The sequence below is a fragment of the Mesorhizobium sp. LSJC269B00 genome (assembly GCF_000502815.1).
Taxonomy (GTDB): domain Bacteria; phylum Pseudomonadota; class Alphaproteobacteria; order Rhizobiales; family Rhizobiaceae; genus Mesorhizobium.
In genome coordinates, this window is the sequence record NZ_AYVN01000011.1 from 147,980 (window position 1) to 169,925 (window position 21,946).

Annotated in this window: 22 protein-coding genes; 11 read left to right on the plus strand and 11 right to left on the minus strand. The window is 63.1% G+C overall.

Translation table 11 applies throughout. The features are described from left to right. Positions 1–10: 10 nt before the first annotated feature. Positions 11–982, minus strand: a complete 972-nt coding sequence (locus X771_RS142340; protein ID WP_023689519.1) for a glycosyl transferase family 90 — start codon at positions 980–982, stop codon at positions 11–13. A gap of 178 nt (positions 983–1,160) precedes the next feature. On the opposite strand from X771_RS142340, the gene X771_RS1000000167160 reads away from it, so the two are divergent. After that, positions 1,161–1,319: a hypothetical protein gene (locus X771_RS1000000167160; protein WP_023673009.1), complete on the plus strand. Its 159-nt coding sequence runs from the start codon at positions 1,161–1,163 to the stop codon at positions 1,317–1,319. 72 nt (positions 1,320–1,391) lie between these two features. Here the strand turns inward: X771_RS1000000167160 and X771_RS142335 are convergent, their stop codons facing one another. Continuing rightward, entirely contained in the window at positions 1,392–1,625 is a 234-nt protein-coding gene (locus X771_RS142335; protein ID WP_245259900.1) for a DUF982 domain-containing protein, read from the minus strand. A gap of 109 nt (positions 1,626–1,734) precedes the next feature. Further along, positions 1,735–2,400, minus strand: a complete 666-nt coding sequence (locus X771_RS142330; RefSeq protein WP_023689520.1) for a GntR family transcriptional regulator — start codon at positions 2,398–2,400, stop codon at positions 1,735–1,737. Positions 2,401–2,549: 149 nt separating this feature from the next. On the opposite strand from X771_RS142330, the gene X771_RS142325 reads away from it, so the two are divergent. Both X771_RS142325 and X771_RS142320 read left to right on the plus strand, forming a co-directional pair. Continuing rightward, entirely contained in the window at positions 2,550–3,815 is a 1,266-nt protein-coding gene (locus X771_RS142325) for a multidrug efflux MFS transporter (RefSeq protein WP_023689521.1), read from the plus strand. Between the two features lie 43 nt (positions 3,816–3,858). After that, positions 3,859–4,233: a DUF423 domain-containing protein gene (locus X771_RS142320; RefSeq protein ID WP_023673013.1), complete on the plus strand. Its 375-nt coding sequence runs from the start codon at positions 3,859–3,861 to the stop codon at positions 4,231–4,233. Positions 4,234–4,272: 39 nt separating this feature from the next. On the opposite strand, the gene X771_RS1000000168870 is transcribed toward X771_RS142320, so the two are convergent. Both X771_RS1000000168870 and X771_RS1000000168875 read right to left on the minus strand, forming a co-directional pair. Continuing rightward, positions 4,273–4,416 (minus strand): hypothetical protein, encoded by a 144-nt coding sequence (locus tag X771_RS1000000168870; RefSeq protein ID WP_023689522.1) that lies wholly within the window; start codon positions 4,414–4,416, stop codon positions 4,273–4,275. A gap of 63 nt (positions 4,417–4,479) precedes the next feature. Next, positions 4,480–4,623, minus strand: coding sequence for a hypothetical protein (locus tag X771_RS1000000168875; RefSeq protein WP_023673015.1), 144 nt, complete (start codon positions 4,621–4,623; stop codon positions 4,480–4,482). A gap of 146 nt (positions 4,624–4,769) precedes the next feature. Between X771_RS1000000168875 and X771_RS142315 the strand changes: the two genes are divergently transcribed. After that, positions 4,770–5,852: a substrate-binding domain-containing protein gene (locus tag X771_RS142315; protein ID WP_023689523.1), complete on the plus strand. Its 1,083-nt coding sequence runs from the start codon at positions 4,770–4,772 to the stop codon at positions 5,850–5,852. Positions 5,853–5,867: 15 nt separating this feature from the next. Here X771_RS142315 and opgC read toward each other — a convergent pair whose 3' ends face one another. Beyond that, positions 5,868–7,061, minus strand: a complete 1,194-nt coding sequence (gene opgC / locus X771_RS142310; RefSeq protein ID WP_023689524.1) for an OpgC domain-containing protein — start codon at positions 7,059–7,061, stop codon at positions 5,868–5,870. 217 nt (positions 7,062–7,278) lie between these two features. On the opposite strand from opgC, the gene X771_RS0134650 reads away from it, so the two are divergent. Further along, a complete protein-coding gene (locus X771_RS0134650; protein ID WP_245262722.1) occupies positions 7,279–7,950 on the plus strand; it encodes an alpha/beta hydrolase in 672 nt (223 codons plus the stop codon). A 57-nt stretch (positions 7,951–8,007) separates the two neighbouring features. Here the strand turns inward: X771_RS0134650 and sthA are convergent, their stop codons facing one another. Continuing rightward, entirely contained in the window at positions 8,008–9,396 is a 1,389-nt protein-coding gene (gene sthA / locus X771_RS142305; protein ID WP_023689525.1) for a Si-specific NAD(P)(+) transhydrogenase, read from the minus strand. Positions 9,397–9,586: 190 nt separating this feature from the next. On the opposite strand from sthA, the gene X771_RS142300 reads away from it, so the two are divergent. The 3 genes from X771_RS142300 (at position 9,587) to X771_RS142290 (ending at position 11,979) form a co-directional block, all read left to right on the plus strand. Then, the gene (locus X771_RS142300) at positions 9,587–10,057 is read left to right on the plus strand and encodes an RDD family protein (protein WP_023673020.1); all 471 of its coding nucleotides are present in this window, start codon (positions 9,587–9,589) and stop codon (positions 10,055–10,057) included. 139 nt (positions 10,058–10,196) lie between these two features. Then, complete coding sequence (locus X771_RS142295; protein ID WP_023673021.1) at positions 10,197–10,961, plus strand: arginyltransferase; 765 nt, start codon at positions 10,197–10,199, stop codon at positions 10,959–10,961. A gap of 121 nt (positions 10,962–11,082) precedes the next feature. Further along, positions 11,083–11,979: a DMT family transporter gene (locus tag X771_RS142290; RefSeq protein ID WP_023689526.1), complete on the plus strand. Its 897-nt coding sequence runs from the start codon at positions 11,083–11,085 to the stop codon at positions 11,977–11,979. On the opposite strand, the gene X771_RS142285 is transcribed toward X771_RS142290, so the two are convergent. After that, entirely contained in the window at positions 11,967–13,181 is a 1,215-nt protein-coding gene (locus X771_RS142285) for an AI-2E family transporter (protein ID WP_023682419.1), read from the minus strand. The two genes, X771_RS142290 and X771_RS142285, sit on opposite strands and share 13 nt — an antisense overlap. A gap of 120 nt (positions 13,182–13,301) precedes the next feature. Beyond that, on the minus strand, positions 13,302–15,554 hold the full coding sequence (parC, locus tag X771_RS142280; protein ID WP_023673024.1) for a DNA topoisomerase IV subunit A: 2,253 nt from the start codon (positions 15,552–15,554) through the stop codon (positions 13,302–13,304). A 404-nt stretch (positions 15,555–15,958) separates the two neighbouring features. Between parC and X771_RS142275 the strand changes: the two genes are divergently transcribed. Then, the gene (locus X771_RS142275) at positions 15,959–17,149 is read left to right on the plus strand and encodes a hypothetical protein (RefSeq protein WP_023682420.1); all 1,191 of its coding nucleotides are present in this window, start codon (positions 15,959–15,961) and stop codon (positions 17,147–17,149) included. A gap of 230 nt (positions 17,150–17,379) precedes the next feature. Here X771_RS142275 and aspS read toward each other — a convergent pair whose 3' ends face one another. Beyond that, a complete protein-coding gene (gene aspS, locus X771_RS142270) occupies positions 17,380–19,167 on the minus strand; it encodes an aspartate--tRNA ligase (RefSeq protein ID WP_023682421.1) in 1,788 nt (595 codons plus the stop codon). Between the two features lie 222 nt (positions 19,168–19,389). Here aspS and X771_RS142265 point away from each other — a divergent pair, with 222 nt between their 5' ends. Beyond that, a complete protein-coding gene (locus X771_RS142265; protein WP_023682422.1) occupies positions 19,390–19,809 on the plus strand; it encodes a hypothetical protein in 420 nt (139 codons plus the stop codon). Here the strand turns inward: X771_RS142265 and X771_RS142260 are convergent. Continuing rightward, positions 19,806–20,564 carry a DeoR/GlpR family DNA-binding transcription regulator gene (locus X771_RS142260; protein ID WP_023689527.1) on the minus strand — a complete coding sequence of 253 codons (759 nt, stop codon included), beginning with the start codon at positions 20,562–20,564 and terminating at the stop codon, positions 19,806–19,808. The two genes, X771_RS142265 and X771_RS142260, sit on opposite strands and share 4 nt — an antisense overlap. A 107-nt stretch (positions 20,565–20,671) precedes the next feature. On the opposite strand from X771_RS142260, the gene X771_RS142255 reads away from it, so the two are divergent. Further along, positions 20,672–21,877 (plus strand): MFS transporter, encoded by a 1,206-nt coding sequence (locus X771_RS142255; protein WP_023682424.1) that lies wholly within the window; start codon positions 20,672–20,674, stop codon positions 21,875–21,877. The last annotated feature ends 69 nt before the right edge of the window (positions 21,878–21,946 follow it).

Consider the following 21,946-nt stretch of genomic DNA (forward strand, 5'->3'; position numbering starts at 1 on the left):
CCGGAGGCCGCTAGCCCGCGATAAACCGCCAGACCTGCGGATCGGTCTCGATCTGGCCGCTGAGCACGAAATATTTGTAGAGCACGAGCAGGCAGATCGCCTGCTCGGCCCGCTCGTCGGCGAATTTGCGGCAATAGGCGTTGGCCGCCGCAACGATGCGCTGGGCCTCGGCCGGATGTTTCTCGAGATGGTGCACGCGCTCGGCCAGATCGCTGAAGTCGGGCGCCAGCGGCACATAATGGACATCGGGCTCGAGCTGCCCTTCCGCGAACCAGGTCTCATAGGTCGGCGGCGGCATCAGGCAGAGCGAGTTCGAGCTCATGATCCATTTCAGATTGGTCGCGACATCATTGCCTTCGAGCGAGATGATATAGCGGTAGCGGCGCTGCTGATCGATGCTGAGATAGGGCTTGCGGTATTCCGCAGGTGCTGTCGCCCTCGGCGTGCCGACATCGCAGAACGGCAGATTGCGGGCTGCATCCAGCAACAAGGTGCGGATCGGATTGTTGAGTTCGCCGCGCCAAACGACGAGCGGATGCTTGTCGGCGAAGGCGACATCGTCGGCTGGCATGTAGAAATGACGGAACTTGTTCAGCTTGAACAGGACGCCGTTGCCGTTGTCGCCCGCTATCGGCCGGTCCTTGACGATCGACGGCATCTTCGGCACTTCGATGACGTCGCCGAATTCCAGGTCGATGCGCAGATCTGGGTCGAAATAACGGGTGAACTCCTTCAGATCGTAATAGTACATGCTGCGGTCCGACGGCAGCCGGCTGACCGGCACGGCCTCGGGGCTGGGGCTAAAAGGCTCCCGCAGCGTGTTGTAGTAATTGAGCCGCTGGCGGACCGATGCGTCGGAAAGCCTGGCCTGATCGAGCAGCCGGCCGAGCCGGCGCCGGAAAAGAACCGGCGGCGCGATGTCGCGCATGGCGTTGCGCGCATAGTAGATCAGCTTCTGTGCGTTTCTTTGAAGCGTGGCCATCGGTCGTTTTGATTCGAAATCGGTCGGCGGCGGCTCCAGCAACTGTCCCGCAGCCTTTTCTAAACCATTGTGTTCGCCATCACGCAAGTCCAGAACCGCTGGCATCTGCCCTCGCGGCGCTGTTGTGTTTGCCGGCCAATGCTTCTAGGCAGGATCAGGCACAGCGAAAGGAAACGATATGGCTCGACCACCGAATTACGGTCAGGAACGCAAAGAGCGCGACCGGCAGAAGGCCGCCAAGAAGGCGGAGAAGCTCGCCGCCAAGGTCGCGGCCAAGGAGCGCGCCGAGCCTGAGAACGAGGCAAGTTCCAAAACCGACACCGAGACAGAAAAATAGGCAAGACAGGATCACCGGCCCGCGAAACGGGCCGGATCCTGGCAAAATGCCGGTCTGATCAGGCCGATGTGATCAGGCCGGGGCCTTGTCGCTGACGAAGACGTTGACCTCGCGCGCGGCGGCGATGAAGGCGCGTCTTGCAATCATCGCCGGCTTGTCGCCGGCCAGCGCGTCATGGCAGGCCTGCAGCGCTTCGCGATGCTTGGGGCTGCGCTTGCCGGGCCAGCTGTTGAGCAGGTAATCGGAAGCCTCACGCACCGTACGCAAGAGCTGAGTGCTTCCCTCCGTGCCCGACTTAACGGTCACGGGTGTTTCAAATCGGTTGTTTTCCATGGCCGCCTCTTACGCCATCGGCGTCCGCGAAGCGAGGCCGAAAGCGGATCGCGACGGCGTTCTTTCGTTTTCGTGACCAGTATCAAGCGGCGACGACGGCAAAACCCCTGGCGCGCAGGCCGCGCCGGTCATTGTGCAACGACGTCACCAGGCGGGCGCGGCTGCCGGCGATATGGGCGGAAAGTCGCGCCGCCGCCGCATCGGCATCGCCGGCCCGCACCGCTGCCAGAATGGCGTGATGCTCGCTCCAGGCGCGGCCAAGGGCCGCCTCGTCGCGCACCTCCAGCCAGCGCGCCCGCGACAGCCGCGTCATGGCATCGCGCACGGCCCGGAACAGGAACTCGTTGCCGGAGAGCCGCGCCAGTTCGATATGGAAATCCATGCCGACGCGGTGCCATTCCTCGCGCGGCGTGGCAGTGTCGCAGGAGTCCAGCATCGCCTCGATGACATCGGCTGCGCTCCTGTCGGCCAGCGCCGAAGTCAGCCTGACCGCCGCGACCTCGACGGCTTCGCGGTACACCGCGATCTGTTCCAGTTCGGCAAGGTTGATCGGCGACACGGTCCAACCGCGCCCGTCGCGGCAGATCAGCCCTTCCGTCTCCAGCCGCAGCAGGGCTGCCCTGACCGGCGTGCGCGAGGCGCCGAAGCGGCTCTCGATCCAGCGCTCCGTCAGCCGCTCGCCAGGACCGACCTCGAGGCCAAGGATCATCTCGCGAAGCGCTTTTTCGACGATCTGCATCTGCGACATAGTTGCTTCCATTGCTGGCGATCGGCCTTGCCCGTTGGTCTTGCCGATCACATTGAGAGCGCCTGATTGACAGCAGCCGAGCTTTGCGTCCATGAGGTACCAAGTTGGTATCCCATAATGGTATCCGCAGCAAGCGGACAGGACAGGACATGCCGCAGGACAGTGCAGCGCAGGCCGCCCAAGCGCCTTCCACCTACAACATTCATTGGCGGCGCAACCTGTTCGTGTGCTTTGCCGGATCGTTCAGCACGCTTGTGGCGATGACGCTGTTGCTGCCGTTCCTGCCGCTCTATGTCGAACAGCTGGGCGCCGTGGGCCACGCAGCGATCGTGCAATGGTCCGGCATCGCCTTCGGCGCCACCTTCCTTGCCGCGGCCCTTGTCGCACCGCTGTGGGGGCGGCTCGGCGACCGCTACGGCCGCAAGGTGATGCTGGTGCGCGCCAGTTTCGGCATGGCGATCTGCATGTCGCTGACCGGCATGGTGCAGACCGTCTGGCAATTGGTGCTTTTGCGCCTGCTGATCGGCTTTGCCGGCGGTTATTCCTCAGGCTCGACCATACTTGTCGCCATGCAGACGCCGAAGGAGCGCTCCGGCTGGGCGCTTGGCGTGCTGTCGGCCGGCATCACCGCAGGCTCCCTGGTCGGCCCGTTGCTTGGCGGCGCGCTGCCGCCATTGATCGGTATTCGCGCCACCTTCCTCATCGCGGGCGGCGTCATTTTCCTGGCGGCGCTGGCGACGACGTTCCTGATAAAGGAGATGCCTCGCCCGCCAGTACAGGCAAAACGCGAGGAGAAACCAAAGGGAAGTTGGGCGCAGATCCCCGACAAACGCCCTGTCGTGGCCATGCTGGCGACCGGCATGCTGTTCACCTTCGCCAACATGTCGATCGAGCCGATCATCACCGTCTACGTCCAGCAACTGGTCGCGGACGCAAGCCGGGTGACCCTGGTCTCAGGTGTCGTCATGTCGGCGGCCGCACTCGGCGCCATCCTGTCGGCGTCACGGTTGGGCAAACTCGCCGACCGCATCGGCCACTGGAACGTCATCGTCGCATCGCTGGCCGTCTCGGCTCTGCTGTTGATACCGCAGGCCTTCGTCACCGAGAGCTGGCAGTTGGTCGGGCTGCGGTTCCTTATGGGTCTGGTGCTGGGCGGGCTGTTGCCCTGCATCACCAGCGTCATCCGCCACAATGTTCCCGATGGGGTCGGCGGCAATGTGCTGGGCCTGGCAATCTCGGCGCAATATGTCGGCCAGGTTGCGGGGCCGCTGCTGGGCGGCTTCGTCGGCGGCCATTTCGGCATGCGCGCGGTGTTTCTCGGCACGTCGTTGCTGATGGCGGGCGGTGCCGCGTATAATTGGCTGGCCCAGGCGCGCCGCACGCGCGACATGCTGGCGATATCGGAAAAATCCTGACAGACAGGTCGCGCCGCCTATCGTCAATCACGGAGCCCGAGACATGAGCATCGCCGAGTCAGCACCAGCAAACAGCGCGCGCATCCTCGTTTTCGCCGGCGGCATTGCCGGCGCGGCGGGCGTGGCGCTGTCGGCGGCTTCAGCGCATCTCGGCGGCGCGTTCGTCGGCACGGCCGCATCCTTCCTGCTCATGCATGCGCCGGTGTTTTTGGCCGTCGGCCTCGCCGGCGCAAACCGGATCTTGCGGATCGGCAGCCTGGTGCTGCTCGTCGGGCTTGTTCTGTTCTGCGGCGATCTGCTGGCACGGGATTTCGTGGGATCGCGGCTGTTCCCGATGTCGGCGCCGATCGGCGGCACCTTGCTCATCGCGGGCTGGCTGGTGATCGCGGCCTCGGCGCTCGTGCGGCAACGGTCCTGACGAGGCAAGAACCCTGCCCCATCAGATATCACACGAGGCTTAATCCTGCCGGTTTTCCGGCAGCAGGTCGCGGTTGCGCTTGGCAGGCTTGGTCGGCCGCCGCCGTTGCGGCTGCTCCGTGGCAGGCGAGATACCCCAGTAATTGCGATAAATGTCTTCGAACAGATGTTTCACGGGATGCATGTTCGTTCTCCTCTTCAAGAACTTGAATCGATCCAATCAGCTGGCACGAAAATGTCTGGCCGATCAGCTGCGCTTGCGTTTCACAAGGTATTGCAGGTCACGCCTCCACGGCCCGACCTTGTCGCGGCGCCTGCGGGTGGCGGCGTCGGAGACTATGCCCCAATCATTGCCGTAGATGTCTTCGAACAGATAATTCACGGGATGCATGGCACCCTCCTCTTGAATCGATCCAAGTTGTACTTGATGAATCCCTTGGATCGATTCAAATATAGACCCTCTCCGCCGTCCGATCAAGGGAAAATTTGAACCGATCCAACGAAAGTGCTAAACAGGCTCCGGTTCAGGAGACGAAAATGACGGCATTGACCTCCGGCAAGACGAGACCAGTGCGGCTTGCCGACATCGCCAAGGCGGCCGGGGTCTCGCACGGTACCGCGTCCAACGTGTTCGCTCGCCCGGAGATCGTGCGCGAAGAGGTCCGCGAGCGGGTCAAGGCGGCGGCGGAAGCGATGGGCTATGCCGGCCCGGATCCCAAGGGCCGGCTGCTGCGCGCCGGCAAGGTCAACGCCATCGGCGTGGCAACGGCAGAACCATTGTCTTATTTCTTCGACGATCCCTTTGCCCGCGTCATGATGGCCAGCATTTCGCAGGCCTGCGACGCCACCGGCGCCGGAATTTCGCTGGTCTCGGCCGCCAACAGCGAGCAGCTCGCCTGGAACATCCAGAGCGCCCTAGTCGACGGCTTCATCGTGTTCTGCATCGAGGGTGGGTCGCGGCTGGTCGAACTGGCGCGCGAACGCAAACTGCCTTTCGTGGCGCTTGATCTCGATTCGGAAAATGAGGCGGTCGCTGCGATCGGCGTCGACAACGTCGCCGGCGCGGGTCTGGCGGCGCGCCATCTGGCCGAGTTCGGCCATCGCAGCTTTGCCGTACTCGCCCTGGAATCTGCCGACGCTGGCTTTGGTCCCGTCACGCAGGAGCAAGTCGAGACGACATCCCTCTACTCGGGCACACGCGACCGTCTGCGTGGCTATTTCGGCGAGCTCTCCCGCTTCGGCATCGACGTCTCGCAAGTGCCAATCTACGAAACCCTCAATGACGAGGCGAGCGTGCGGGCCGGCCTCGATCATATTTTCGCGCTGCCGCAGACGCCGACAGCAATCCTGGCCATGTCGGACAAGATCGCGCTGCATGCGCTCGACTGGCTGCGCGAGCGTAACATTGCCGTGCCGGGCGATGTGTCAATCGTCGGCTTCGACGGCGTGCCGGAAGGCGCCGACTCCGAGCCGCCACTAACCACTGTCGCCCAGCCGATCGCCGAGATGGGCCGGCTGGCCGTCAAGGCGATCCTCGAAAATGACGGCTCGCAGCACCGGCAATTGCTGCCGGTCGTTCTTGTGGTGCGGGGGTCGTCCGGCCCCTCGCCTGCTGGCTAGGCGGCTGATGTGGGATCATCGGCTTAGCCTTGGCATCGCGGGCATGCCGAAGGTCTGGTGAACGGCTGGCGCTTCTTTGCGAACCGGCTTTTTGCCCAAGCCGATGCCGGACAGCCACTCAAGATAGAAGGCGAGCGCGAATTGCATGGCGATGCCGGCCGAAATCAGCAAGACGTCATAGGCAAAGCCGCCCGGATTGATCAGCGTCATCACCTGCGCCGCCATGGCGATCAGCGTGCCGGCGAGGAACACCGGCAAGGAGCGCTTGCCGAGCAGGGCAAGCGGATGGTCCGGGCTGAGACGGAACAGGTTCGAGAAAGCCGGCAGGGCGACGATCAGATAGCTCACCGCCAATATGTGCAGGAGCCGCGGCAGCGACAGGAACGTCTTGTCGAAGCCGCCGATCACCACGGGCAGGTTAAACCACGTTATCTCGCCCCAGAGCGGGCTGTGCACCCAGACCGCCGCTGCCGCGACATAGGTCGCCGCGGCGCCCACCAGCCAACGATTGACGGGAATTGTGCCGCCGCGCCTGGCATGCAGCATGCCGGCAAGGCCGATGTTGAACAGGAATTGCCAGGACAGCGGGTTGAGGAACCAGAAGCCGGGCTCGGGATAGTTCGGCGGCGCGATCTGCCAGAGGCCGGCGGCAAGCCACAGCGCGCCGGAAAAGACCAGCGCCGGGAGCGGCCGGTAGCTGACGAAGAGCAGGAAAAGCGGCGCCATCAACAGCAGCGCCGCATAGACCGGCAAAATGTTGTTGTAGCCAAGCTGGTGGCCGAGCGTGACAATGCCGATCATGACCTCCGGCGTGTTCTTCATCAGCGGCTCGATGTTGATCAGCTTGAGCAGTTCCGGCCGCCGGCCGTACACCGCCGCGGCGCAGAACAACGCCATCACAACCATGGTGGTGACGATGTGGGCACTGTAAAGCACGCCGGCCCGGCGCCACATCTTCAACATCGCTAGCAGCCGGCCGCCCGGCTGGAACTTGTTGCCATAGGCGAGTGCGACCGACATGCCGGAAATCAGCACGAAGGCTTCCGCCGCGTCCGAGAATCCGAAATTCTTGTAGGTCAGCGTTTCGAAGACGGTGCCCGGCACGTGGTCGATATAGATGGTCAGGAGTGCGAGCGCACGGAACACGTCAATGCGCGTGTCGCGATCGGCGATACGCGGGGCGCGATCGGGCGGAACTGGCAGGGTCATCGACAAAAGGCCTCAAAGGAGAGCAAGGGTGCTCGCGTTGTTCATGCCGGGATGCGACCATCGGCGCACACCGCTTCGATTCCTCCCGCAGGGAGCATATCGGCGCAGAAACGGTCTGAAATGAGCCTGTTGCAATCACATTTGGCGGAGCGTGAAAATATTCCGTTTTGAAGCTGGCAAAGGACCAATGTCTCCGTGAAAACAACGAGATATGAGCGTGCATCGATATAGCGACGAGAACGCCTTTCTGCACCAGGATCTGGCCTTTCCCTACCGCCTCCTCAAGCCGGAGAATGCCGGCGGCGAGAGCCTGTTTTTACTGCACGGATCGGGTGTCGACGAAACGACGATGGTCCCGATTGCGAGGCAGATCGCCCCCAACGCCACGCTGGTCGCGGTGCGTGGCCGCATCCGCCAAGAAGACGGCTTCCGCTGGTTCGAGCGGATCACGCCGACCAGTTTCGAACAGGCGAGCATCCGTGCCGAAACATCGTACTTTGCCGCCTTCGCAAGCGAGGCCGCAAAGCGCCACGGGCTCGACCTCGCCCGGGCGACTTTCGTCGGCTATTCCAACGGCGCCAATCTGGTTTCCAGCCTGATGCTGCTCAACTCTGACCTAGTCCGAAAAGCAGTGCTGCTGAGAGCGATGCCCGTGCTTGACGATGCGCCGGCAACCGATCTGACCGGAACGCGCGTCCTGATTGTCGCCGGTGCCGCCGACGAGACCTACGGGCCGTTTGCGCCGCCACTGGTGACGCTGCTCAACAAACATGGCGCCGAGGTCGATGCGCGCATCGTGCCTTCAGGTCACGAAATCGGCGACCCGGATGCCGCCATCGTCCGGCAGTGGCTTGCGGGACCAGCATTGGTCGCACGCCAGGCAGGCTAGGAGACCTTGGTAGACCGCATCGGCGCCCGGCGGAACGGCTGAGCAGATGCTCGTCGCCTAGCCCTGTCCCATCCGGTTCCAGGCATCGAGCCCGGCGATCTTGTAGGCTTCGGCCAGCGTCGGATAGTTGAAGGTGTTGTTGACGAAGAAATCAACCGTGCCGCCGAGGTTGATCACCGCCTGGCCGATATGGATCAGTTCGGTGGCGCCTTCGCCGACGATGTGGGCGCCGAGCAGGCGGCGCGTTTCGACCGAGAACAGCAGCTTCAGAAAGCCGGAGTTGACGCCCATGATGTGGCCGCGCGAGGTTTCGCGGAACCGCGCCAGACCGACTTCATAAGCAGCGCCGCTATCACGCACCTGCTCCTCCGACTGACCAACGGTGGAGATTTCCGGCACGGCGTAGATGCCATAGGGGAAGGTTTCCGGCGGCGGTGGCAGTTGCACGCCGAAGGCGTGGCAGGCGGCCACCCTGCCTTGCTCCATCGATGTCGAGGCAAGGCTGGGGAAGCCGATGACGTCGCCGGTGGCATAGATGTTGGGCGCACTGGTCTGGAAGGTCTGCGGATCGACCTTGATGCGGCCCCGGGAATCGGCCTCGATGCCGACCACGTCGAGGCCGAGGCTGCCGAGATTGCCGCTGCGGCCGGCGGCGTAAAGCACGATCTCGGAGCGGATGGTGCGGCCATCGGCGAGCGTCACTTCGGCATAGTCGGGTTTTGAGACGATTTCCTTGACCGTACTGCCGAGGCGAATGGTCATGCCGCGGTCGCGCATCTGGTGGATGAAGTCGTCGACGATCTCGCGGTCGACGAAATCGAGGATGGTGTTGCGCGGCTCCACCAGCGTCACCGGCACGTCGAGCGCCGAAAAGATCGTCGCATATTCAACGCCGATGACGCCGGCGCCGATCACCGTCAGCGTGCGCGGCAGATGGTCGAGTTCCAGCATCTCATCGCTGTCGAAGACGCGGATCTTGTCGAAAGGCACGTCGCGCGGCCGGTGCGGCCTGGTGCCGACCGCGATCAGGGCATTGGTGAAACCAACCTCCGAGTAGTCGCCATTGTCTGCCGTCAGGCTGACCTTGTTTGGGCCGACGAATTTCGCCATGGCGCGCACGCTTTTGACGGCGTTGCGCATAAACTGGTGCTGCAGCACCTCGACCTCGTGGTCGAGCGTCTTGTGCAGCCGCTCGACCAGGTCGGCGATGGAGATGTCCTGCTTGACCCGGTAGCCTCGGCCGTAAAAGCCCCGCTCGCGCCAGCCGGACAGGTTCAGCACCGTCTCGCGCAGCGTCTTCGACGGGATGGTGCCGGTGTGCACCGAGACGCCGCCGAGGCGCCGGCCCCTGTCGACCACCAGCACCGATTTGCCGAGCTTGGCCGATTGCACCGCGGCGCGGCGCCCGGAAGGGCCGCTGCCGATGACCAGCATGTCGTAATCCATGTAACCCCGTCCCCTCGGCGTCTTGTTGCGCCGCAGCAAGCTAACGCCATCCGTCCACCAAATTCAATCGGCTCAACCGCGTCACACTGCCGAGCCGGACCGATGGACGAACCGATCTTGATTCCGCCCGCGGTCTTCACCATTTCAGTGGCGGCGCACCCTAGCGTGGCGCCTGTTACGAGGACATGACATGAACGCGCGCGTACTTGACGGCGAAATCATCACCAGCAGGCTCGACGACGTCAGGGCCTATGACGGTGTGCGCACGCGGCGCATCCTGGCCTTCATCATCGACTATTGCATCGTGGCGCTGCTCACCATTCCGTTCGCGATCCTGGTGGCCGTGCTTGGCCTTTTGACATTCGGTCTTGGCTGGGCGCTGTATTCCATCCTCGTGCCGGCGGTCGCCATTCTCTACATCTGGAACACGCTGGGCGGTCGCAACCAGGCCACATCAGGCATGAAGATGATGGGCATTCGGCTCGATCGTCTCGACGGCAGCCGTATCGACGGCCTCACCGCCGTTGTCCATTCGGTGCTGTTCTGGGCGAGCACGGTCATCCTGACGCCGCTCGTCCTCCTGGTGACGCTGTTTTCCGATCGCAAGCGCACACTGCACGACCTGCTGCTTGGCACGGTCGTCAGCCGCAGCGACCGTTGAACCGGCGTCCAACCGACGCCAACAGGCATTTGTGCGCAAATGTGAAGGGGTCCGTTCAACCCCGCCTTCACAATCCTGTTGAATTTTTCGCCAGCCAAGCCAAAGGTAGAGCGATTCGCAGGAGTGTTCCCAAGGTTCGATGACGCACCATCCGACCCAGTCGCCGCAGTTCTTCCTGACCGCGCCATCGCCGTGCCCGTATCTCGAGGGCCAGTTCGAACGCAAGGTGTTCACGCATCTGGTCGGCGACAAGGCGCCGGAGATGAACGATCTGTTGACGCAAGGCGGTTTCCGGCGCTCGCAGAACATCGCTTACCGTCCCGCCTGCGAGACCTGCCGCGCCTGCGTCTCGGTGCGCATCCTGGCGCAGGAGTTCACCGCCAGCCGCAACATGAAGCGGGTGATCCAGCGCAATTCCGATCTGATCGGCGCCATGCACGACGCGCAGCCGTCGACCGAGCAGTATTCGCTGTTTCGCGGCTATCTCGACGCTCGCCATCGCCGCGGCGGCATGTCCGACATGACGGTGCTCGACTACGCCATGATGGTCGAGGATACCCATGTCGACACCAAGGTGATCGAATACCGGCGCCGCGGCCCCGACACATTCATCACCGGCAAGGGCCAGGGCGAGCTGATCGCCGTGGCGCTGACCGACAAGATGGCCGATGGCCTGTCGATGGTCTATTCCTACTTCAATCCCGAGTTCGAGGACCGTTCGCTCGGCACCTTCATGATCCTCGACCATATCGCCCGCGCCCGGGCCATGGGCTTGCCCCATGTCTATCTCGGCTACTGGGTCAACGGCTCGCGCAAGATGAACTATAAAATGCGCTTCATGCCGCAGGAGCATCTCGGCCCAAAGGGCTGGGAACGCTACGACCACGAAGCGGTCACGAGCTGATTTTTCTTCTTACCAAATCCTGATCTAAACATTTTCAGCCGAGACGATGCTGGTCTTTCCGCCCGTTGGCGGGGCGATTGCGCCGGCCGGCATCTGCTCAAATCATTGCGAAAGCCGTTGCATGTCCTCTCACAATGCCCACACCAAAGGACTTCTGCTCACCGCGCTTGGCGGGCTGGCGCTGACCATCGACATTCCCCTGATCCGGCTCGCCCATGGCGAAGCCTGGACGATCCTTTTGCTGCGCACCGGCTGCACCTTCGTGGCAGGGCTGATCGTATGGGCCATCTGGCGCTCGTTCAGCAAGAATGCTCCGCAGCTGATACCCGGCTGGTCGGGGCTCGTCGTCGCCACCCTCTACGGGCTCGGCGCAATCGCCTTCATCACTGCCGTCTACAACACCTCGACCGCCAATCTGGTTTTCATCCTGGCCTTCTCCACCATGTTCTCGGCGCTGCTGTCGTGGCTGTTCCTGAAGGAGCGACCACAGCCGCTGACGCTTGCGGCAATGGCGCTGATGATCGTCGGCATCGCGATCATCGTCGGCGATTCCGTCGGCACGGGAAATCTGTTCGGCGATGTGATGGCGCTGTGTTCGGCCTTGGCGATTGCCTGCGCCATCACCGTTTCACGCGCCAGCGGCAGGGATATGGGATTCACCGCGCTGACCGGCGTCCTGCTGCCGTTCGGGCTGGCGGCGCTCATGGTCTCCAGGACCGGTTTCCAGGTGGAAGCGCCATGGTGGATCGTTTTCAACGGCGCCGTCATCATGCCGTTCGCCTTCTTCTGCCTAGCCAACGGGCCGAAATACATTTCAGGCCCGGAAGTGGCGATGTTCTATCTCCTGGAAACGGTTTTGGCGCCGGTCTGGATATGGATGATCTTTGCCGAGACGCCGTCGCGCAACAGCTTGATCGGCGGCGTGATCCTGATCGTCACGCTGGTTGCCCATTCCCTGTGGCAGTTGCATGAAGGGCGCAAGCGCCGGGCAGCGCTCGCCGTCGCTTACCCAGCCTGACTTTTCTTCGCCGGGCCGGCGACAATCTCGATCTGCGGCGGCCCGCCTTCGAGCTCGGCCGCCGCGTCGGGAACGGTGTCTTCGGCCAGTTCCACCTCGCGCAGCCATTCGCGCCAGATCGCGACGAGCAGCGCCATCAGCACCGGGCCGATGAACAGGCCGAGAAAGCCCATTGTCTTTACGCCGCCGATCAGGCCGAAAAAAGTCGGCAGGAAGGGCAGCTTGATCGGCCCGCCGACCAGCTTCGGGCGCAAGGTCTTGTCGACGATGAACAGTTCCACTGCGCCCCAGATGAACAGCGCCAGACCCGCCATCGGCGAGCCGCTGGCGGCGAGGTAGATCGACACAAGCGTAAACGACAGCGGCGCGCCACCGGGGATCAGCGCCATCACGCCGGTCAATGCGCCCAGCGTCACCGGCGACGGCACCCCGGCCAGCCAGTAGGCGATGCCGAGCACCAGCCCCTCGCCGATGGCGATCACGGTCATGCCGGTAACGGTCGAGGAAATGGTCGCCGGCACGACGCGCGAAATCCGCTCCCAGCGCGTCGGCAGGATGCGTTCGCCGAGCCGGTCGATCTGGCTGGCAAAGTGTTCGCCGTCGCGGTAGGCGAAGAACAGCGCGATCATCATGAACAGCAGCGTCAGCAACAGGCCGAAGGCGCTGCCGCCGGCAGCCAGCACGCCGCGATAGATGCTGCCGATATTGGCGCCGCTGACCAGCTGGATCAGCTCGCCGATGCCGCCGGGATGGCCGAAATTGTCGATCCACTGTTCGTTCAGCCACTCGCCGACGACAGGCAGCGAGGTGATCCAGTGCGGTGTGACCGCGCCGTGCCTGTTGGTCTCGATCGCCCAGCCGACCCATTCGCGGACCTCGTTGATGGCGTAGGTGCCGGCGAGCGCTATCGGCACCACCAGGAAGGCGAGGATGAACAGGATGGCGAGCGTCGCGGCGACCGTGCGGTTGCCTCCGACACCGGCAAGCAGCCGGCGGTAGAGCGGCCAGCTGGCAAAAGCAATGACGAGGGCTGCCAGCACGGGAAACAGGAACCCGTGGAAGAAATAGACGCCGGCGGCAACGATCAGCACCAACAGCCAGCGCGCCGCCGACAGCGGCGGAATAACGGCTGATCGCAACGGAGTCGACAGGCCGAACAGGCGCTGCTGACGCTCAGGCTTCTGGATCTTCGCTTCCTTCAAACGGTCAATTCTCCCCAGCCTACACGGCGTTTATGCACTGTTATAGTGCCGCAATCGTGACGATAGTCCAAATGGTTGGTGAAGCTGCCAATCTCCCCCTTGTGGGGGAGATCAGCAGATTCAACCAAATTTCCCGGTCCGCGGGAATCCCTTCGGCACCATCCGTCCGGCCGACGCTCTCGCGCCGATCCATTCCGCCAGCTCCTCGCGCGACCTGACGAAGGTGCGGTCTGCGGAATCCTGCCACGACAGGCCGCTCGCCAGCGTGAAAGGTTTCAGGTCGAGCAGACCGCCATCCTTGTATTTCTGCAGGCGAACGCCCTTGCCGCGGCCCATCTCCGGAATTTCGGAGAGCGCAAACACCAGCATCTTGCGGTTCTCGCCGACAATGGCGAGATGATCGCCTGACACCGGGACGCAGGCCTTGGCCTCGTCGGGCGCCTTGACGTTCATCACCTGCTTGCCCTTTCGGGTGTTGGCGACGACCTCCTCCTCCGGCACGACGAAACCATTGGCATCGTAGGAGACGAGCAGCAGCTTGCGCTTCGGGTCGTGGACGAAGGCGGTGACGATGTCCTGGTCGTTGTCCATGTCGACGATGATGCGGATCGGTTCGCCATGGCCGCGGCCGCCCGGCAGCCGGTCGGCGCCGATGGTGTAGAATTTTCCGCCGGTGGTGAAGACCAGGATCTTGTCGGTGGTCTGGGCATGGAAGGCGAGCTTGAGGCTGTCGCCTTCCTTGAAGGTGAGCGTGGAATGGTCGGCCAGATGGCCTTTCATCGCCCGCAGCCAGCCCTTTTCCGAGACCACCACGGTGACCGGCTCGCGCTCGATCATGGCGTGCGCAATGTCGGTCAGATCATGCTCCGGCGCGTCGGCGAACTGGGTGCGGCGCTTGCCGAGTTCGGTCTCGGGGCCGAACTTGTCGCGAACCTGCGTGACTTCCCATTTGATCGTCGACCATTGCTTGGCGTCGGATGCGAGCAATGCCTCGATCTGCTTCTTCTCGGTGGTGAGACCGTCGAACTCCTTGCGGATCTCGAACTCTTCCAGCTTGCGCAGGGCCCGCAGCCGCATGTTGAGGATGGCTTCGGCCTGGGTGTCGGTGAGCGACCAACGGGCCATCATCACCTGCTTGGGCTCATCCTCCTCGCGGATGATCCTGATGACCTCGTCGATGTTGAGATAGGCGATCAGGTAGCCGGCAAGGATTTCCAGCCGCTTCTCGATCTCGCCAAGCCGATGCTTCGAGCGGCGGATCAGCACATCGCGCCGATGGTCGAGCCACTCCTTCAGCACGCCCTTCAGCGACAGGACGTTAGGCACCTTGCCCCGCGACAAAACGTTCATGTTGAGGGGAAACCGGCTTTCGAGCTCGGTCAGCTTGAACAGCGATTCCATCAGAATGCCGGGATCGACCGAACGGCTCTTCGGTACGAGCACAATGCGGACGTCCTCGGCGCTTTCATCCCTGACATCCTCAAGCAGCGGCAATTTGCGCGCGATCAAAAGCTCGGCGATCTTCTCGATCAGCCTGGCCTTCTGGATGCCGTAGGGGATTTCAGTGACGACGATGCTCCAGGTGCCCCTGCCCTGATCCTCCTGGCCCCATTTGGCGCGCACGCGAAAACCGCCGCGGCCGGTCTCATAGGCCTCCAGGATGGATGCGCGGCTGTCGACGATGATGCCGCCGGTCGGGAAATCCGGCCCCTGGACGAACTCCATCAGCTTTGTCACCGGCGCGTCCGGCTGCTCGATCAACTGCAGCGCTGCGTCGCAAAGCTCGGCGGCATTGTGCGGCGGGATGGAGGTAGCCATGCCGACCGCAATGCCGGAGGAACCGTTGGCGAGCAGATTCGGGAAGGCGCCGGGAAGCACTACGGGCTCCTCGTCCTCCTCGTTGTAGGTTGGCCGGAAATCGACGGCGTCCTCGGTGATGCCGGCAAGCAAATCGCTCGCCACCTCGGTCATGCGCGCCTCGGTATAGCGCATGGCGGCGGCGTTATCGCCGTCGATATTGCCGAAATTGCCCTGCCCGTCGACGAGGGGATAGCGCATGGAGAAATCCTGCGCCAGGCGCACCAGCGCGTCGTAGATCGACTGGTCGCCATGCGGATGGAACTTGCCCATCACGTCGCCGACGATGCGGGCGCATTTGGCAAAGCCCTGGTCGGGGTTGAGCCTGAGCAGCCGCATCGCATGCATGATGCGGCGATGCACAGGCTTCAGCCCGTCGCGCACGTCAGGCAGCGCCCGGTGCATGATGGTCGACAGCGCATAGGCGAGATAGCGCTCTTCCAGCGCCTTCTTCAGATCGACCGGTTCGATGTGGTCACCACCGCCATTTTCAGGCGGCAAAATCCTTTTTCCCATGCGGCTGGACTAGCCGAGCGGGTGATTCGCGGCAAGGCGGGGCTGCGGAAATCCGCACTTTGCAGCCTTTGGGCTTACGAGGGCGGCTCAAGGTCCGACAATGGATGTGACGGACTTCATGTTCCCCCTTGCCGTCCCTGTGCAACAGCAGCGGTAGCAGTGCTGTTGCCAACCAACATCAATCTGTTACACGCCTTCTCTAAGGCAGGAGACGGTACGCAGGGGAGCCCGACCTTCATGACATATTCACCGCATCGGGCGAAGGCTCCCGCTCCGATTTGCCTTTCGCCGTGATTTTCGACAACTCTGCGGGAAAGCGCCTTTTTCCCGTCCAGTTCGTCACGGAATGGTGATGGCGTAGAATTGAGAAAACACTTTTTCAGGACTCTCTCAGGGAACTCGCGATGACAATCCAACGTTCGACACTCAAGAAACTTGCTTTTTCGACCTTTTTGCTGACGCTGCCGCTGAATGCCGCCTTTGCGCAAGACACGGCGGTTGCCGACCGACTGAAGGCCGCACTTGCCGTCCAGGGCGTCGATATCACCTGGACCGGCGTTACCGGCGACAATTCCAGCATGGTGCTGCAGGGCGTGTCGGTCAAACCGGCGGCCGAAAAGGAGGCGCTGCCGATCGGCGACGTCAAGCTCGAGGGCGTGACCGAAGCCAATGGCGGCTTCGATGTCGCGACCATCACGACTTCGGCCTTCGAGCACAGCAAGGACGGCGTCACGCTCAACCTCACCCCCTTCGTCATCCACGACGCCAACATCCCGGCTGAGGGCGCTACAGGCCCGCTCGGCTCGATGATGATCTACAAGTCGGCCGAACTCGAAAGCCTGACGGTCAAGGTTGCCGACAAGACCGCCTTCTCGGTGGATGGGCTTGCTGTCCAGATCACGCCGCCGGCCGACGGCAAGGCGATGGAGTTTTCCGCCACCACGGAAAAGTTCAACGCCGACCTGACCCTGGTCGACGATGCGAAATCCAAGGAAGCCATCGAGGCCCTCGGCTACCAGAACATCTCGGGCAATATCGAAATCGGCGGCACCTGGCAGCCGAGCGACGGCAAGATGGACCTGTCGAAATACGACATCTCGGTCGAGAATGCCGGCACGCTCGGCATGACCTTCGGCCTCGGCGGCTACACGGTCGACTTCGTCAAGTCGCTGCAGGAGATGCAGAAGAAGATGGCGGCGCAGCCCGAAGGGGCTGACAATTCGGCGCAAGGCATGGCCCTGCTCGGCCTGTTGCAGCAGCTCTCCTTCAACAGCGCATCGATCCGCTTCGATGACGATTCGCTCACCGGCAAAGTGCTTGAGTATGTCGGCAAGCAGCAGGGCATGTCGGGCAAGGACATCGCCAACCAGGCCAAGGCGATCGTGCCGTTCGGCATGGCGCAGCTCAACAATCCCGAACTGACCGCCGAAGTGACGGCCGCGGTGAGCAAGTACCTCGACGATCCGAAGAGCCTCGAGATTTCGGCCGAGCCGCCGGCAGCGGTGCCGTTCGCGCTGATCATGGCCGGCGCCATGTCCAACCCGGCCGACCTGACCAAGACGCTGGGCGTCCACGTCAAGGCCAACGAAGACTGATCGAAGTTCGCTCCCTTCTCCCCGTCACTATACGGGGAGAAGGTGCCGGCAGGCGGATGAGGGGCGGCGCCAACGCCTGCAAATTGTAGTTCGATGCTGAACCGGTTGTCAGAAGGCGCCAACTGCTAAGGCCGTTCGCCAATCGCCTGCATGCGTGCTGCCCCTCATTGTCCTGTCGGACATTTCTCCCCGTATAGAGACGGGGAGAAAGGGCGGCTTCAACGCTGCCGTCAGTCCTTCTTCACTGCCGCGACACGCAGCGACAGATCACGCAACTGCTGCGGCGAGGCTTCCGAAGGCGCGTTCATCAACAAATCGTAGGCCTGCTGGTTCATCGGGAACATGGTGATCTCTCGCAGGTTCTTGGCGCCGACCAGCAGCATGACGACACGGTCGACGCCGGCCGCCATGCCGCCATGCGGCGGGGCGCCATACTGGAAGGCGCGGTAGAGGCCACCAAAGCGTTCTTCCACCGTGGCGCGGTCGAGGCCAACCGTCTCGAACGCCTTGACCATGGTTTCCGGCAAATGGTTGCGGATACCGCCAGAGGCGATCTCGAAGCCGTTGCAGACCATGTCGTACTGGAAGGCCTTGATGCCGAGCAGGTCGTCGCCGTTGAGCGCGTCGATACCGCCTTGCGGCATCGAGAACGGGTTGTGGGCGAAGTCGATCTTCTTCTCCTCCTCGCTCCATTCGAAGAACGGGAAGTCGACGATCCAGCACAATTCGAAGCGCTCGCGGTCGACAAGGTTCAGTTCTTCGCCGGCACGCGTACGCGCGGCACCGGCGAAGGTAACGAACTTCTTCGGATCGCCGGCGACGAAGAAGGCGGCGTCGCCATCGGCAAGGCCGAGCTGCTGGCGGATCGCCTCGGTGCGCTCCTCGCCGATGTTCTTGGCCAGCGGACCGGCGCCTTCAAGCTTGTCGCCTTCCTTGCGCCAGAAGATGTAACCCAGTCCCGGCTGGCCCTCGCCCTGCGCCCACGAGTTCATGCGGTCGCAGAAGGCGCGGCTGCCGCCGGTCTTGGCCGGAATGCCCCACACTTCGGCCTTCGGATCGTTGGCCAGAATGTTGGCGAAGACCTTGAAGCCGGAATCGCGAAAATGGTCGGAGACGGCCTGCATCTCGATCGGGTTGCGCAGGTCCGGCTTGTCGGAGCCATATTTGCGCATGGCGACATCGTAAGGAATGCGCTGGAATGTCTGCGTCACCGGCTTGCCGTTGGCGAAGGTCTCGAAGACGCCGCGCATCACCGGTTCCATGGTCGACAGCACGTCGTCCTGCTCGACGAAGCTCATTTCGAGGTCGAGCTGGTAGAATTCGCCGGGCAGACGGTCGGCGCGCGGGTCCTCGTCGCGGAAGCAGGGCGCGATCTGGAAATAGCGGTCGAAGCCCGAAACCATGATCAGTTGCTTGTACTGCTGCGGCGCCTGCGGCAGCGCGTAAAAGGTGCCGGGATGGATGCGCGACGGCACCAGGAAGTCGCGCGCGCCTTCCGGCGACGAGGCCGTCAGGATCGGCGTCGAGAATTCGGTGAAGCCGACATCGGTCATACGCTTGCGCATCTCGGCGATGATTTTCGTGCGCGCCACGATGTTCCTGTGCAGCGTCTCGCGGCGCAGGTCGAGAAAACGGTACTTCAGGCGGATGTCTTCGGGATAGTCGGGCTCGCCGAACACCGGCAGCGGCAATTCCTTGGCTGCCGACAGCACCTCGATCTCGCGGGCAAAGATCTCGATCTCGCCGGTCGGCAGGTTGGCGTTGGTGGTGTCCGGCAGGCGCGCCTTGACCTCGCCGTCGACGCGGATCACCCATTCGCCACGCAGCGTCTCGGCCACCTTGAAGGCGGGCGAATCCGGATCGGCGACGATCTGGGTCAGGCCGTAATGGTCGCGCAGATCGATGAACAGCAGGCCGCCATGGTCGCGCACGCGATGCACCCAGCCCGACAGGCGAACCGAAGAGCCGACATCGCTCTTTCTCAACTGGGCACAGGTGTGGCTGCGGTAACGATGCATTGTCATGTCAAAATTCCGGGGTGCTGGGTTGTGGGTCGAGCATCAAAGCCCGGTCCAAAATTTGCGCGAAAAGCGCATGGGAGGCCCGATTTGTCAAGGCAAGCCGGGTTTGGGTCGCCGCCCTATGCGATCGTCAGCATAAAGTCTTTGCCAGGCTTGGCGCATTGCCGCCAGGCATGTTTCTCGCGACAGTGCCGTCCTCAAGCAATCTGGAGATGCTTCATGCCGAAACGCACAGTCCCGTCGGGCGTCGGGCCACATAATGGCCGCGAGTTGGCACTGATGCTTCAGGGCGACAAGCCGATGGCCCTGTTCGGGGCGGAGCCGGGTATGGACGCCGAAGATATTGGCGACACGGGCTTTGCACCGTTTGTCGACGAAGGCCGCATCCTGAAGTTCACCCACTTTGATCCAGAGACGTCCGTGGAAGATCGCCGCTACTGCCTGCCGACAGAGGAATGGCGCTGCAAACTGAGCTTGTTGATCTCCAGAATGTGCCGCAGCGGAGAGGCCTTTGACATCTTCACATCGAATGATCTGGCGAGGCTTGAAGGAGCCCTTCTCGGTTATTCAAAGGAAGATGTCGAAGTGTTCGTCGCCCATGCTGCGTCCCGGACTGCCCGCGCGCCGAGCTCCGTTTAAGCCAAATGGATTTCGGCGCCCTGGCGTTCGAAATCCGCGAGGATCGCGGCCGGCGCGGTCTTTTCGACCACGAGGTGGCGGATCGCCTCTGGCCTGGCGACCCGGTAGGGTGCGGCTGTGGCTAGCTTGTCGTTGGTTACAGCGATGACGATGCCTGCGCTGTTCTTGGCCATCGCCCGCTTTACCTCGGCCTCAGCCGAATCGAAGGCCGTGACGCCGCGCGACGCATCGAGACCGCAGGATCCGAGAACAAACAGGTCCGCGCCAAGTTGCGCGACAGCGGCAAGCGTGTCGGCGCCGACGCAGGCGCCGAGGTGGCGGTCGAACCGTCCCCCAAGCACAATCAGCTCGACCAAAGCGTGGTTTGACAGGACGGAGGCAATTTCGAGCGAGTTGGTGGCGACGGTCAGATCGAGGTCGCGCGGGATGGCCCTGGCGATCGCGGCATTGGTCGAGCCGCTGTCGATGAACAGGGTCTGTCCGCGCGAAAGCAGTGCCACGGTCGCGCGGGCCAGCCGCGTCTTTTCTTCGACCGCATGGCCGGCGCGCAGGCCGACCGGCGTGGCCGCGAAGGGTGCGGCCGCGACCGCGCCGCCATAGACGCGGCGGCACTGCCCGGCCTTGGCCAACTCCCTGAGGTCGCGGCGAACCGTGTCTTCCGAAACGCCGAAGCGGCCTGCCAGCTCGCCGGCCAGCACCCTTCCCTCGACGGCCAGGCGATCGCGAATGATTTGATGCCGCTCATCGGTCAGCATTGCATGATCCTGTTTTCTTTGTGCACGTTCTTGCACAATTTGCATGTTTGTGCAAGATAAGGGGATATCAACGACAATCTCCGGCTCTCTTCCCCGAAAGCATCGTCATGACCTTTGGCCTCCGCCTCGCTCCGCAACACCGGGTCTACGCCGGCTTTGCGATCTATTCGTTCGCCATGGGCCAAATCTTCCCGCGGCTGCCCGACATCAAACATGCCATGGGCATAGGAGACGGCACGCTCGGGCTCAGCCTGATCGGGACGCCGATTGGCACCTTGACCGCGCTGACGCTGGCGGCGCCGATCCTGGAGGGCGTCGGCTTCCGCCGCGCGCTGCTCGGACTGGTGCCGCTTTTGTCGGTCGTCTTTGCCATTGCCGTGCATGCGCCTGGGCCGCTTGCGCTATTCCTGATGCTGTTTCCGGTCGGCCTGATGATCGGCAGCGTCGAGATCATTCTCAATGTCGAGGCCGACAGAACCGAATTCCTGCTCAAGCGCCGGATCATGAACCGGGCGCATTCGTTCTGGAGCATTGGCTTTTTCGGCGCCGGCCTGTTCGGCGCCGCGCTTGCGCATCTCGGCATATCGCCGCAACTGCACCTGGCGATTGTCGTACCGATGGTGGCGACAGGAATCGCGCTGTTTCTCGGCGGTTACGAACCGGCGCCGAGCCGCTTCGCCGGCAATGACGAGACGGCGCCAAGGCTGGCGCGGCCGACGCTGCCTATCCTCGTCCTCGTCGCGGTGACGCTGTCGGCGATGCTGATGGAAGGCGCCAGCATCGACTGGTCGGCAATCTACATGCGCACCGTGTTCGATGCGGGCCCTTTCGTCGCCGGCTTCACAGTGGCGCTGTTTGCATTCTCGCAAGCGAGCACGCGCTTCTTTGCCGACTCCTTTGTCGACCGCCACTCGCCGAGCGTCGTGGCGCGGGTGCTGCTGGCGACGATGGCGGTGGGCGTGCTGCTCGTCTTCTTCTCGCCTGCCCCGCTCGTATCGATGCTGGGCTTTGCGCTACTTGGCATCGGCAGCAGCGTGCTCTTTCCGTTGGCGATCTCGGCGGCAGCCCAGCGGACGGACCGCTCCGCGACGATCAATGTCGCGGCGCTGTCGCAGATTTCCTTCGTCGCCTTCCTGCTCGGCCCGCCGCTGCTCGGTTTCGTCTCCGACCATTGGGGCATCCGCTCGGCCTTCGGTATCGGCATCCCGTTCATCATGCTCAGCCTGCTGACCGCCGGCTCGCTTGGCCGAAGGGCTGCCCGGGGCAAGCCTGCGCCGGCGAGCGAAGCTTTGGCGAGGGCCGACGGAGCTTGAACGGCCGCACTTGAAGCCACACACCTGTTGGCGGCGGGACAAGCCACTGGCATTGGCCACACCGATGGT